Raw genomic sequence first — 13,061 nt, forward strand, 5'->3', positions numbered from 1 at the left:
CGGGACTCGGTCGGTGTGGACAGGACTGAGGCACGCGACGCTGCGTACGAGCAAGAGGTGGGTGGCGTCGGCCCTCCGTGGGCGTGGGCACACCGGAGGGCCGAGCCGTGCAGAACTCTACCCTAACGTCAAGGCAGGTTTGTCTCGTCCCGAGTGCTGGACGGCGGGGTGGCCGGTGGTGGGTCGAGGAGGTCGGGGTCGGGCTCCGGAGCGAGGGCCGCCCAGACCGCCATGGCGACCGGGACGATCGCGCTGGCCAGCAGCACCGGGGCGTAGGTGCCGACCTGGTCGAAGACCGCGGCGAAGAGCAGCGGGCCGCACGCGGTGCCTCCCACGCTGATGGAGGCGACGAGCCCGCGGATCGAGCCGATGTGGCGTGTGCCGAAGTAGCGCGGCAGGGTCGCGGCCTCCACCGTGCGGATCGTGTTGGCGGCGATGCCGAGCAGCGCCCCGAAGACGATCGCCCCCCAGCCCGGTGTCACCTGGGTGCCCCACGCCAGGGCGGCGGCCAGCGAGAGCATCGAGGCGACGGTCATCCAGCGCGGTGGGAACCGGTCGATGAGGTACCCGGTGGCCAGGGTGGCCAGCAGGCCGGCGACCGTCTGCGGGACGAAGTTCGCCGCTGCCTCGGCCGCGGTGAGGCCGCGGGCGGTGAGCAGGCTGATCTGGTGGAACGCGACGGCCGTGGTGAGCAGGCCGGAGACGGCGACCGCCCCGGCGATCAGCCAGAACGCCGGATGGCGGACGACCTGTGACCGGGTCAGGCCCCCGGGGCGCGGGGGAGCGCTCCCGTCGGCGGGCGGGGCGGCGCCGTCGGGGCGCTGGCCCAGTCGCTCGGGGCGGTCGCGCAGCGCGAACAGGGCCAGGGGCAGCACGACGGCCCACACGGCGAGCCCTTCGATCAGCCAGGCCGTGCGCCAGCCGTGCTGCGCGATCAGTCCCTCGAGAAGCAGCGGGGTCAGGGAGATGCCGACGGCGCCGACGGCGGAGACCATGCCCGTCGCCAGGCCGCGCCGACGGTCGAACCACAGGGCCACCACGGTCGTCGCGGTGAGGCCGAGCGCTCCCTGGCCGGCCATCCGGACACCGACGAACCCGGCGGTGAGGCCGACGATCGAGCTGACGACGGACAGGGCGACGAGGACGCCACCGAACACGAGGCCCACCACCGCCATGGTGCGCCGGACGCCGAAGCGGTCGACGGCCCGGCCGATCCACGGCAGGGCCACCGCTCCGGCGAGCGTGCCGATCAGGTAGGCGGTCGAGACCGCCGAGCGGGACATCCCGAGCTCGGCGATCAGCGGGTCGATGAACAGCGAGATACCGACGGTCTGCCCGGGGCCGGTCATGGCCAGGGCGAGCGCGGCGTACGCGGCGACGTGCCAGCCGTAGAACCCGCCCGGGGACAGCGGGCCCGGGCGGGTGGGACGTGATCTCAGGAGGGCTCCGGGCGGGTCAGGCGTCGCCGCCGCCGACGAGCGGCACGAGGGCGACGTCCGGGTGGGAACGCTCGAAGGCGCGGGCGTGCCACACGTCGCGCAGCAGGGCGAGGCGTTCCCCGTCGCGACGACGGGCGACCTCCGCGCCCGTGTAGCTCGCCACGGCCGGGGCGTCGTCGGGCTCGATGTGGCGCGCGACCGACAGGGGGAGCGTCTCGAGGGTCATCGGGGCGGAGAACTCGTGCTCCATGCGGAAGCTCGCCACCTCGAACTGCAGCGGACCGACGGCGGCCAGCACCGGGCTGGCGTCTCCGCGCAGGTCGGAGACCAGCACCTGGACCACGCCCTCCTGCTCCAGCTGGGCCATGCCCTTGCGGAACTGCTTGGACTTTCCGGGGTCGGTGGCGCGGGCCACGGCGAAGTGCTCGGGCTCGAACGCCGGCATCGGGGGGAACCGCACGGCGGGCCCCTCGGGCTCGTACACCGTGTCGCCGACGGCGAGGGCGCCGGCGTTCACCAGCCCGACGACGTCGCCCGGGTAGGCGTCCTCGACCGTCGAGCGCTCCCGGCCGAAGACCGACAGCGCGTACTTGGTGGCGAACGGACGCTTCGTGCGCTCGTGGACCACCGTCATGCCGCGCTCGAACCGGCCGGAGCACACTCGCAGGTAGGCGACGTGGTCACGGTGCTTCGGGTCCATGCCGGCCTGCATCTTGAAGACGAACCCGCTGAAGGGGGCGTCGACCGGGCGTGCGCCGCCGTCGACGGTGGGCCGGGCGCCGGGGGCCGGCGCCAGGTCGACGACGGCGTCCAGGAGGCGTCGGACGCCGATGTTGGCCAGGGCCGCGCCGAAGAGCAGCGGGGTGCTCTCGCCGCTGGCGAACGTCTCGGGGTCGACGGCGTCGAGCAGCCCGGCGCCCTCGACCGCCTCGGTGTAGTCGGCCTCGAGCTCGGCGGCCGCCTGCTCCGCGTCGAGGGTGCGCTCCTCGGCGATCGTCGCGCCGCCGGGGGCGCGACGGTAGGTCGTCACGTGGTCGTCCTCGCGGTCCAGCAGGCCCACGAACCGGCCGGCCTCGCCCACGGGCCAGTTCACGGGGGTGGGCCGCAGGTCGATCCGTTCGACCAGCTCGTCGCAGAGGTCCAGGACCTCGCGCCCGGGGCGGTCCCACTTGTTGACGAACGTGATGACGGGCACGCCGCGGCGCCGGCAGACCTCGAAGAGCTTGAGGGTCTGGGGCTCGAGGCCCTTGGCGGCGTCGAGCAGCATCACGGCGGCGTCGACGGCGGTGAGCACCCGGTAGGTGTCCTCCGAGAAGTCCGCGTGCCCGGGGGTGTCGAGCAGGTTGATCACCACGTCGCGGTACACGAACTGCAGCGCCGCGGAGGTGATCGAGATGCCGCGCTTCTGCTCCATCTCGAGCCAGTCGGAGACGACGCCGGCCCGGTTGCCCTTGCCGTGCACCGCCCCGGCCTGGTCGATGGCGTGGGCGTGCAGGGCCAGGGCCTCGGTGAGGGTCGACTTGCCGGCGTCGGGGTGGGAGATCACGGCGATGCTGCGACGGCGGGCGGCCTGCGTGGTGACCGAGGTGCTCTCGGAGGTCAGCGCGGTCATCGGGGCGTCACCGCCCGGCGCTGGCTGCGGATCTCACGACGCAGGTCGGAGGCGAACTCCTCGGCGCTCTCCAGCCGCTCGCGCAGGCTCCGGCAGCGTTCCTCGGCGGCGGCCTCGAACATCGCGAGCCGTCCGAGGATCTCCTCGCGGCGGTCGGGCTCGAGGCCGTCCTGCTCGAGATCGTCGAGACCGGCGAGCAGCTCGCGCATCTCGTCGAGGGAGAAGTCCAGCGGCTTCATGCGCTTGACGAGCATGAGCCGGGCGATGTCCGACTCGGTGTAGAGACGGAAACCGCCGTGCGAGCGCGCGGACGGGATGACGAGGCCGACCTCCTCGTAGTAGCGGATCGTGCGCAGCGAGAGACCGGTGCGCTCCGCCACCTCACCGATCTGCTTGTGGTTCAGGCCCATGACTCTCCGTTCGACCGGTCTACCCTACCGCCGCGGGAGGGTGTGGAGGTCCGCCGGCAGCGCCCCTGTCGGTCCGCCGCCTAAGGTGTGGGCGTGCCCCCGCGCCTGAGACAGCCCTCCCGCCCCGTCGTGGACCCCGTCGTCCTGGACGACCTGAGACCGGGGGCGGCGTCGGACCTCGTCCCGGGCGCCGACCTCGACGGCGTCGAGCTCACCGACGTCCGGCTCGACCGGGTGGAGCTGCGCGGCGCCCGGGCCGACGGCTCACGCCTCGACGGGTTGCGTGCCCCCGAGGCCGACCTGCGCCACCTCGCCCTCACCGAGGTGGTGCTGTCGCGGGTGGACGTCCCCGTCGTGCAGGGCGTGCGGACCCGGTGGCGCGACGTCGAGGTGCACGACGCCCGCATCGGCTCGGCGGAGCTGTACGAGTCGGCGTGGCAGTCCGTCCGGTTCGTCGGCTGCAAGCTGGGCTTCGTGAACCTGCGCGGCGCCACCCTGCGGGACGTCGTGCTCACCGACTGCGTCGTCGACGAGCTGGACCTCGTGCAGGCGCAGGCCACCCGGGTCTCCTTCGAGGGCACCCGGGTGCGCCGCCTCGACGTGCAGGCCTCCAGCCTGCAGGACGTGGACCTGCGGGGCGCGGAGCTCACCGAGCTGGTCGGGACGGACGCCCTGCGCGGCAGCACGATCACCCCGGCGCAGCTCGGGCAGCTCGCCCCGGCCCTCGCCGCCAACCTGGGGATCGACGTTGTCGACTGAGCCGAAGGCGCAGCGGAGGGTGGGGGCCGAGGAACGAGGCGCACGCCCGGAGCGGAGACGCAGGTTCAGGCGACAGGGCTCGACCGACCGCCGGCGCCCCGCCCTGCGCACCGTGGCCGTCCGGGTCGTCGCGGTGGCCGCGCTCCTGGTGGTGGCGTGGGCCGCCCTGACCGCGTGGGGCGCCGTCGTGCAGGGGAACCCGGCGTACGCGGTGCTGCTCGGCGGGACCGCCCTGGTGAGCCTCGCCGTCCTGTGGCGGTCGCGGCGGCCGGCCGCGCCGCGCCGGGGGTGGCGAGGCGCCGGCGGGATCGTCCTGGTCGTCGCGGCCGCCGTCTGGATCGGTGTCCTCGGGTGGCTGCGACCCTTCACGGCGGTGGAGCCGGCGCTGGCGGCGATGCGTTCCGACGACGCGGTCACGGTGACCGAGACGGCCACGCGGGTCGTCCTCGCCCCGGCCGGGGAGGCGTCCGGCACCGCGGTGTTCTTCCAGCCCGGCGCGCGGGTCGACCCGCGCGCCTACGCCGCGGTCCTGCGCCCCCTGGCCGAGGCCGGCCACCCCGTCGTCGTCGCCAAGCAGCCGCTCGGGATCGGCTTCCTCGCGCTCGGGGCGTTCGACGCGGCCCGGGGCGCGCACCCCGAGGTCGAGCAGTGGGTCGTGGGCGGGCACTCCCTCGGCGGCACGGTCGCCGCTATCCAGGCGGACGACGCCGACGACGCCGCGACCGCCCCCGCCGTCGGGCTGCTGCTCTACGCCTCGTACCCCGCGGACGACGTCAGCCGCTCGCTCACCGCCACGGTGGCGTCCGTCTCCGGCACCCGGGACAGGCTGGCGACGCCGGCCGACATCGAGGCCTCCCGGGCAGACCTGCCGCCCGGCACCGACTTCACGGTCGTGGAGGGCGCCTCGCACGCCCAGTTCGGCGACTACGGTCCGCAGCCGGGAGACGGCGTCGCCACGATCTCGGACGACGACGCCCGCGCGCAGATCACCGCGGCCAGCCTGCGGTTCCTGGCCGGGCTCACGCCCTGATCTCACCCGCTGCGGGGCCGGTCCGGAACGCGGTCCTGTCTATCGGTCGGGCGTCGGCTCGGCTACCGTCGGACCGTGCAGCTGCTGGTCGTGGAGGACAACGAGCACGTCGCCGGTGCGCTCGTCTCCGTGCTGAGCAAGCACGGGTACGAGGTGATCCGGGCGGGTGACGGTGCGAGCGCGCTCGACGCCCTGAGCCCGCGCACCGACCTCGTGCTGCTCGACCTCGCCCTGCCGGACATGGACGGGTTCGAGGTCTGCCAGCGGATCCGCAAGGTCTCGGACACCCCGATCATCATGGTCACGGCCCGCACGCAGCTCGAGTCGCGGGTGCGCGGGCTGGAGCTCGGCGCCGACGACTACGTCACCAAGCCCTACGACATCCGCGAGGTGCTGGCCCGGATCGACGCGGTGCTGCGCCGGGGCAGGTCGCGCGAGTGGGACGGCAGGGCCGACGTCGCGCGCATCGACGTGGGGGAGGTCCAGGTGGACCTCGCGGCCCGGGTGGTCCGGCGCACCGGGGGGTCCGTCGTCTCCCTGACCCGCAAGGAGTACGACCTCCTGGCCCTGCTGGTGCGGCACCGGGGTACCGTCCTGGCGCGCGAGCGCATCCTGCGGGAGGTGTGGGGCTCGAGCTGGAAGGGGCTCGGCCGCACCCTCGAGGTCCACGTCGCCTCCCTGCGTCGCAAGCTCGGTGAGCCGCCCGTCGTCGAGACGGTCCGTGGCGTCGGGTACCGCGTCGGGCAGCAGTGAGATGCGCGGGCGCCTCGCTGCCATCGTGTACGTCCCGCTCGTCCTGGTGATCGTGGTCCTCGGCGCGGTCTCGGCGGGAAGCATCACGCGGGCGCACCAGCAGGAGGTCCTCCTGGAGCGGCTGCGTGACGTGACCTATCTGGTGCTCCCCGCCCGGCAGGCCGTCCTCGCGGACGACCCGTCGCTGGTGGCCGGCGACCTGCAGCGCTACCGGGAGGTCTACGGGATCGGCGCGGCGGTCGTGGACCAGGCGGGCTCCACGCTCGTGGCCGAGGGACTCGACGTGGAGGACTACGACGAGCGGCACGCGGCGCTCGCCGGGCGGCGCGCCGAGATGCGCGAGGCGTTCTGGCCCTGGGACGCTCAGAGGATCGTGGTCGCCGAGCCGCTGTTCGACGGGGGAGACGTGGTGGGGGCGCTCGTGACGTCCTCGGACGCCGCGGGCGTGCAGCGGGCGATCTGGACCAGCTGGGCGCTGCTCGGCACGGGCGGTGTGGTGATCGCGCTGCTGGCCCTGGTGCTGGCCGACCGGACGGCGGGCTGGTTGCTGCGGCCGGTCCGTGCCGTCGACCAGGCGATGGAGAAGATGGGCGGGGGGCGCCTGGACGAACGCATCCCGCCGTCGACGGGCCCGCCGGAGCTGCGGCAGGTGGTGAGCCGCTTCAACGAGATGGCCGAGCAGGTGGAGCACCTGATGCGCCGCCAGCAGGAGTTCGTGGCGAACGCCTCCCACGAGCTGCGCAACCCGCTCAACGCGCTGATGCTGCGCATCGAGTCGCTCGCCCTCACCGTCCCGCCCGAGGAGGCCGAGGAGGTGGCCCACGTGCGGGCCGAGGCCGAGCGCATGGCGCAGATCCTCGACGCGCTGCTCCTGCTCGCGGACGGCGGCACCATGGGCGCCGCCCAGCCGGTCGACGTGGCCGAGGTGGTCGCACGGAGGGTGGAGGGGCGGCGGCTGCTCGACCCCGACCGGGAGATCCGGCTCACGGTGCCCGGCGGCGAGGTGCTCGGGCACGTCACGCCGACCGCGTTGGAGAGCGCGTTCGACACGGTCGTCGACAACGCGCTGAAGTTCGCCCCGGCCTCCGAGCCGGTGGACGTGGCGGTGGTCCGTGACGCCGGGATCGTGGAGGTGGTGGTGCGCGACCGGGGGCCCGGCGTCCCGGCCGACCAGCTCGAGCGTCTCACCGAACGCTTCTGGCGCAGCCCGGGGCACAGCTCGGTACGGGGTTCGGGTCTCGGGCTCGCCATCGCGTCCGAGCTGCTCTCCGCGGCCGGGGGCGGCTTGCGGGCGGACCTGCCCGACGGCGGGGGCCTGCGCGTGTTCCTGGGCGTCCCGGCCGGGCAGGACCAGCCATGAGCCGGGTGGGTGCAGCGGCCGTGTCGCTCCTGGTCGCGGTCGCGCTGCTCGCGGGGTGTGTCGGCAACCAGCCCTGGGAGCCGGACCCCTGGCAGGGCGAACGTCCGGACCGGCTGACGATCGCCACCGGCGGCACCAGCGGGATCTACCACGGCTATGGCCAGGAGCTCGCCGAGGTGCTGACCGAGCGGTACGGCATCGAGACGGAGGTTCTCGCCACCGGCGGCTCGGTGGACAACCTGCAGCTGCTCGCCGCTGGCGAGGCGGACGTGGCGTTCAGCGCGGCGGACGCGGTGGCGGACGCCGTCGACGGCGAGGGTGACTTCGACGTACCGGTCGAGGTGCACGCGCTCGCTCGGGTCTACGACGACTTCGCCCACCTGGTGGTACCCGCCGACTCCGACGTGGAGGAGCTGGCGGACCTGCGCGGCCTGCGGGTGTCGGTCGGGGCGCCGCGCTCGGGCACGTCGCTCATCGCGGGACGGGTGCTGAAGGCCGCGGGCGTCCCGATGAGCGACCTGCGGGTCGCGGAGCTCGGCATCACCGAGTCGGTCGACGCGCTGCGCGGGGGAAGCCTCGACGCGGTGTTCTGGTCGGGCGGCCTGAAGACCCCGGGCCTCGTCGAGCTGTCCGCCGAGGTGCCGCTGCGACTGGTTCCCCTCGACGTCGTCGTCGACCAGCTCCGTCGGGAGCACGGGCCCGGCTACCGCCACGGGGTCGTGCCCCAGGGCGTCTACGGGGTCACCGCGGACGTGGGGACGCTGGCCGTCCCCAACATCCTCGTGGCGGGCCCGGGTCTGCCGGATGCCGTCGCGCAGGGTCTGGTGGCGACGTTGTTCGACGCGCGCACGGAGATCGCGGCCCAGGTGCCCTCGGCGGCGTTGCTGGACCGGTCGCGGGCCATCTACACCGACCCGGCAGAGCTGCAGCCCGGTGCCCTGCGGTACTACCGGGCGGTCAAGCCGTGACGGGTGGCGGGCATCAGCGGGGAGACCGCGGCGGACAGGGGCGGCACCAGCCGTAGCCGGTGCCCGACGCCGCCGCGCCACGGGGTCTCCGGGGTGAGGGTCGAGGGGTAGCCGCGCGGGTGCTGCTCCTGCCAGCGCCAGTGGTCGCGGCAGATCTCCGCGAGGTCGCGCGTGGCCGTCCAGCCCAGGGAGGCCGTGGTGCGCTCGGTGTCGGCGACCGCCCCCGCCGTCGTCCCCGGGGGTGCGGGCCGCCGGCGGTGCGGCACGCAGTGGCCGGTGACCTCCTGGAACGTCGACAGCACGTCGAGGACGCTGGTGGCCTGCCCGGTGCCGAGGTTCCAGGCCTGCACCGCCCGACCTGACGGCTCGTCGAGGGACGCCAGGGCGGCGACGTGCCCGGCAGCCACGTCCGTGACGTGCACGTAGTCCCGGACGGCGGTGCCGTCCGGGGTGCCGAGCCCGTCGAAGACCTCCAGGTGCTCACGGCGCCCGAGGGCCACGTCGCCGATCCGTGTCAGCAGGCTGGGCGGAGCCCCGGTGCGGTCCTCCCCGAGCCGTCCGGAGGAGTGCGCGCCGACGGTGGTGAAGCAGCGCACGACGGCGGCACGCAGGGCGGCGCCGGCGCCGGCCACGTCCTGCAGGACGTGCTCGCCGGTCGCCAGGGTGCGGCCGAGGGGAGAGGCGGGGGCGAGGGCGCGGTCCTCGGTCAGCCGGGTGCCGGCGTCGTCGACGGTGCCGTAGACGGCGGCGGTGGAGGACAGCACGAGGCGGCCGACGCCGTACCAGGTCATGCAGCGCAGCAGCGTGAACAGGGTGGTCAGGTTGGTCTCGTAGGCGTCGAGGGGCCGGTGGACGCTCTCGGTGGCCGAGCGCAGCCCGGCCAGGTGGACGACCGCGTCGACGTCCGAGCAGGCGAAGACCCGCTCCATCGCGTCGATGTCGGCCACGTCGGCGGTGTGCGTGCCCACCCGCCGGCCGGAGGTGATCTCGGCGCGGGCGAGGGAGGCAGGCGTGCCGCGCGAGAAGTCGTCGACGACGTCGACCTCGTGGCCCGACTCGAGCAGGGCCAGCACGACGTGGGAACCGAGGTAGCCGGCACCACCGGTGACCAGGACCCGCATGTTGCCCACCCCGCACGACGTCGTTGACGACGCCCATGATCGTGCTGCCGGGGGTCGGGGGCCAGGTCAGTTGAGGTAGTCAAGAGGAATCCCGCGCGCGCCGGTGTGACCTGTGCCACGCTGCTGCCATGCTGAGACTGCTGGCTCGGACCGCCGTCCTCCTGCTCGCCGTGGCCGTGGGGCTGCTGCTGACCGACTGGGCGTTCGCGGCCCTCGGCTGGGAGACCTTCGAGATCGTCTGGAGCAACCCGCTCGCGTTCGTGGTCGCCGTCGTCGTGTTCGCGGTCGCCCAGGCGGTGCTCACGCCGTTCTTCGCCAAGGTGGCCCGCAACAACGCGCCGGCGATGCTGAGCGCGGTGGGCCTGGTCACCACGTACGTGGCGCTGCTCATCGCGGTGCTCGTCGCTCCCGACGGCCTGGAGATCTCGGGCTGGCCGGGCTGGTTGGTCGGACCGATCATCGTGTGGATCGTGACCCTGCTGGCGAACTTCCTCCTGCCGGCGCTGCTGCTGAAGAACGCGGTCGAGAAGCGTCGCGAGGGCGCCGACGGCTGACGCGGCGCGGTCGACGTCAGCGCGCCGGCGCCGCCGTGCTCGCCCGCTCGACCAGGCGGGTCGGGACGAGGGTGCGCCCGCGCGGCAAGGTGTGGTCCGCCATCTGGCGCAGCACACCGGCGACGCACAGCCGTCCCACCTCGGCGAAGTCCTGGTGCACGGTGGTCAGCGGCGGCATGTAGGCGACGGCGTCGGGCAGGTCGTCGAACCCGACGACGCTGACGTCCCCGGGGACCGGCCGTCCCGCCTCGTCGAGGGCGCGGAGCAGGCCCAGGGCCATCTGGTCGTTCGCGGCGAACACGGCGGTCGCGTCGCTGCGGGCGATCCTGCGTCCGGCCTCGTAGCCGGAGGCGGCCGACCAGTCGCCCCGGTGCACCTCGGGCACCTCGCGCCCGGCGTCGAGCAGCGTGCGTCGCCAGGCGTCCTCGCGGCGCTGGGCGGAGAACGACTCGGACGGGCCGGCGAGGTGCACCACGGTGCGGTGCCCGAGGCCGAGGAGGTGCTCGACGGCGGCACGCGAGCCCGCAGCCTGGTCGGTGTCCACCACGGGGTAGCGGTCGCCGGCGTCGGAGTCGGCGACGACGACGGGCACGTCGGTGGGCAGGGAGATGCTGGCGGCGTCCAGCAGGTGGACCTCCATGAGCAGGATCACGGCGTCCACGGCGAGCTCGCCCATCCGGGTGAAGGCGCCGTTGACGCCGTCCTGCGTGGGCGCAGCGACGGGGATGACGGTGATGGCGTACCCCTCGGCCGCGGCCGACGTCGCGATCGCGTCCAGGGTGCGGACGTTCCCGGTGGTGGACAGCGAGAAGAGGATGACCCCGATGGTGCGGAACCGGCCCGAGCGCAGGGCGCGGGCCGCGCTGTTGGGCCGGTAGCCGAGCTCGCGCATGGCGGCCAGCACCTGGTCCCGCGTGGAGTCGACGACGCCGGGGTGGCCGTTCGACACCCGCGAGACGGTCTGGGACGAGACGCCGGCGAGCCGTGCGACGTCGGCCATCGAGACGCGCTGGGGTCGCCCCGCCGGGCTGCGGTCGGCCACGGGTCCTCCGATCAGGTCACGGTTCGGTCTCGGCAGCTGTCGGGGTTGACGTATGCGAGCGGCCGATGCACGATCACCCTAGTCCATGTTTACGTAAACATCGGTGGTCGCGGCCATCCATGTTGACGTGAACATCCCCGTGAGCCCAAGGAAGAAGCATGACGACGACGTCTCCTCCGGTGGCGACGACCCCACCGTCGACCGCCGCCCGGCGCCCCAGCCGGCGGCGATGGACGGGCTGGATGTTCGTGGGCCCCTTCATGCTCGTGTTCGCGCTGGTGTTCCTCGCCCCGATCGCCTACTCGCTGTACCTGTCGGTGTTCCGCACCCAGATGGTCGGCGGCACCACGTTCGTGGGCCTGGACAACTACGCCCGTGCGATGCAGGACCCCCAGTTCTGGGAAGGGCTGTGGCGGGTCAGCCTCTTCCTCGTGGTGCAGGTGCCGATCATGCTCGGCATCGCCCTGCTCGTGGCCCTGGCCATCGACTCCGGGCGTCTCTACGGCAAGAGCTTCTTCCGGATCTCGATCTTCATGCCCTACGCGGTGCCCGCCGTCGTCGCCTCGCTGATGTGGGGCTTCATGTACGGCACGCGGTTCGGCCTGGTGGGCAACCTCAACGACGCGCTCGGCATCTCGCTGCCCGACCCGCTCTCGCCCGACCTCGTGCTGGCGTCGATCGCCAACATCGTCACCTGGGAGTTCGTCGGCTACAACATGCTCATCTTCTACGCGGCGCTGCGCGTCGTGCCGCACACGCTGTACGAGGCCGCCGAGATCGACGGCGCCTCCCAGTGGCAGGTGGTCCGGGCGATCAAGCTCCCCGCGATCCGCGGCGCACTGGTCATCGCCACGATCTTCTCGATCATCGGCAGCTTCCAGCTCTTCAACGAGCCCAGCATCCTGCAGTCCCTGGCACCGAACGCCATCACGACGTCGTTCACCCCGAACCTGTACGCCTACTCGCTGTCCTTCTCCGGCCAGCAGTACAACTACTCCGCGACCGTCGCCATCATCATGGGCCTGATCACCATGGTGATCGCCTACGTGGTGCAGCTGCGCGGCATGCGCAAGGAGGCGTGACCACCGTGAGCACCGCGACCTCCGTCCGGGGCCCCCGCCTGCGGACGCGGACCGTCAACAAGCACAGCGTCGACCGGCCCCGCCGCAGCCCGCTGCTGACGGCGCTCACCGCCGTCGTCCTGCTGTACTCCCTCGTCCCGCTCGTCTGGCTCGTCGTCAACTCCACCAAGACCCAGGCCGACCTGTTCACCTCGTTCGGGCTGTGGTTCGGCGGCTCGTTCGCCCTCTGGGACAACGTCGTCGCGACCCTCACCTACGACGGCGGGGTGTTCGTCCGCTGGCTCGGCAACACCGTGCTGTACGTCGTCCTGGGTGCCGGCGGCGCCACGTTCCTGGCGATCCTCGGGGGCTACGCCCTGGCCAAGTTCGACTTCCCCGGCAAGCGCGGAGTGTTCGCCGTCGTCATCGGCGCCGTGGCGGTGCCCGGCACCGCGCTCGCCGTGCCGACCTTCTTGCTGTTCAGCCAGATGGGTCTGACGAACACGCCCTGGGCCGTGATCATCCCGTCGCTGATCTCCCCGTTCGGGCTCTATCTCATGTGGACGTTCGCGGCCGAGGCCATCCCCACCGAGCTGCTCGAGGCCGCGCGGATCGACGGCGCGGGCGAGTTCCGCACGTTCTTCCGCGTCAGCCTGCCGCTGCTCGCCCCGGGGATCGTCACCGTGCTGCTGTTCACGATGGTGGCCACCTGGAACAACTACTTCCTGCCGCTGATCATGCTGCGGGACTCGTCGTGGTACCCGCTCACGCTCGGGCTCAACGCCTGGAACGCGCAGGCGGCCACCGCCGGCGGCGAGGCCATCTTCCACCTCGTCATCACCGGCTCCCTGCTCACCATCCTGCCCCTCGTCGCGGCCTTCCTGCTGCTGCAGCGGTACTGGCAGTCCGGGCTCGCCGCCGGGAGCGTCAAGGAATGACCCGCTCCACAGCC

The 13,061-nt window shown here is 73.2% G+C and carries 13 protein-coding genes; 8 read left to right on the forward strand and 5 right to left on the reverse strand.

The genetic code is table 11. From position 1 onward, the window contains the following. Positions 1-128: 128 nt before the first annotated feature. The 3 genes from HDG69_RS00750 to HDG69_RS00760 form a co-directional block, all read right to left on the reverse strand. The gene (locus tag HDG69_RS00750) at positions 129-1,349 is read right to left on the reverse strand and encodes an MFS transporter (RefSeq protein ID WP_171781878.1); all 1,221 of its coding nucleotides are present in this window, start codon (positions 1,347-1,349) and stop codon (positions 129-131) included. 106 nt (positions 1,350-1,455) lie between these two features. Beyond that, positions 1,456-3,051, reverse strand: coding sequence for a peptide chain release factor 3 (locus HDG69_RS00755; protein ID WP_171781879.1), 1,596 nt, complete (start codon positions 3,049-3,051; stop codon positions 1,456-1,458). Beyond that, on the reverse strand, positions 3,048-3,461 hold the full coding sequence (locus tag HDG69_RS00760; protein ID WP_171781880.1) for a MerR family transcriptional regulator: 414 nt from the start codon (positions 3,459-3,461) through the stop codon (positions 3,048-3,050). Before HDG69_RS00760 ends, HDG69_RS00755 begins: the two co-directional genes overlap by 4 nt. Before the next feature lie 93 nt (positions 3,462-3,554). Between HDG69_RS00760 and HDG69_RS00765 the strand changes: the two genes are divergently transcribed. From HDG69_RS00765 to HDG69_RS00785, 5 genes are all read left to right on the forward strand, one after another. Next, entirely contained in the window at positions 3,555-4,220 is a 666-nt protein-coding gene (locus HDG69_RS00765) for a pentapeptide repeat-containing protein (RefSeq protein WP_171781881.1), read from the forward strand. Positions 4,221-4,332: 112 nt separating this feature from the next. Then, positions 4,333-5,250, forward strand: a complete 918-nt coding sequence (locus HDG69_RS00770) for an alpha/beta hydrolase (protein WP_171781882.1) — start codon at positions 4,333-4,335, stop codon at positions 5,248-5,250. 75 nt (positions 5,251-5,325) lie between these two features. Next, positions 5,326-6,003, forward strand: a complete 678-nt coding sequence (locus HDG69_RS00775; protein ID WP_171781883.1) for a response regulator — start codon at positions 5,326-5,328, stop codon at positions 6,001-6,003. Position 6,004: 1 nt separating this feature from the next. After that, positions 6,005-7,363 (forward strand): sensor histidine kinase, encoded by a 1,359-nt coding sequence (locus tag HDG69_RS00780; RefSeq protein ID WP_171781884.1) that lies wholly within the window; start codon positions 6,005-6,007, stop codon positions 7,361-7,363. Further along, positions 7,360-8,331 (forward strand): TAXI family TRAP transporter solute-binding subunit, encoded by a 972-nt coding sequence (locus tag HDG69_RS00785; protein WP_171781885.1) that lies wholly within the window; start codon positions 7,360-7,362, stop codon positions 8,329-8,331. The genes HDG69_RS00780 and HDG69_RS00785 overlap by 4 nt, the downstream gene beginning before the upstream one ends. On the opposite strand, the gene galE is transcribed toward HDG69_RS00785, so the two are convergent. Next, complete coding sequence (galE, locus tag HDG69_RS00790; protein ID WP_171781886.1) at positions 8,310-9,452, reverse strand: UDP-glucose 4-epimerase GalE; 1,143 nt, start codon at positions 9,450-9,452, stop codon at positions 8,310-8,312. The two genes, HDG69_RS00785 and galE, sit on opposite strands and share 22 nt — an antisense overlap. Before the next feature lie 128 nt (positions 9,453-9,580). Between galE and HDG69_RS00795 the strand changes: the two genes are divergently transcribed. Continuing rightward, complete coding sequence (locus HDG69_RS00795; RefSeq protein ID WP_171781887.1) at positions 9,581-10,006, forward strand: hypothetical protein; 426 nt, start codon at positions 9,581-9,583, stop codon at positions 10,004-10,006. Between the two features lie 16 nt (positions 10,007-10,022). On the opposite strand, the gene HDG69_RS00800 is transcribed toward HDG69_RS00795, so the two are convergent. Next, positions 10,023-11,006, reverse strand: coding sequence for a LacI family DNA-binding transcriptional regulator (locus tag HDG69_RS00800; RefSeq protein ID WP_171783108.1), 984 nt, complete (start codon positions 11,004-11,006; stop codon positions 10,023-10,025). A 200-nt stretch (positions 11,007-11,206) separates the two neighbouring features. Here HDG69_RS00800 and HDG69_RS00805 point away from each other — a divergent pair, with 200 nt between their 5' ends. After that, complete coding sequence (locus HDG69_RS00805) at positions 11,207-12,130, forward strand: carbohydrate ABC transporter permease (protein ID WP_171781888.1); 924 nt, start codon at positions 11,207-11,209, stop codon at positions 12,128-12,130. A gap of 38 nt (positions 12,131-12,168) precedes the next feature. Next, positions 12,169-13,047, forward strand: coding sequence for a carbohydrate ABC transporter permease (locus tag HDG69_RS00810; RefSeq protein ID WP_216645190.1), 879 nt, complete (start codon positions 12,169-12,171; stop codon positions 13,045-13,047). Positions 13,048-13,061: the final 14 nt, after the last annotated feature.

Origin of the sequence: Isoptericola halotolerans (assembly GCF_013149785.1) — a bacterium.
In the GTDB taxonomy this organism is placed as follows: domain Bacteria; phylum Actinomycetota; class Actinomycetes; order Actinomycetales; family Cellulomonadaceae; genus Isoptericola; species Isoptericola halotolerans.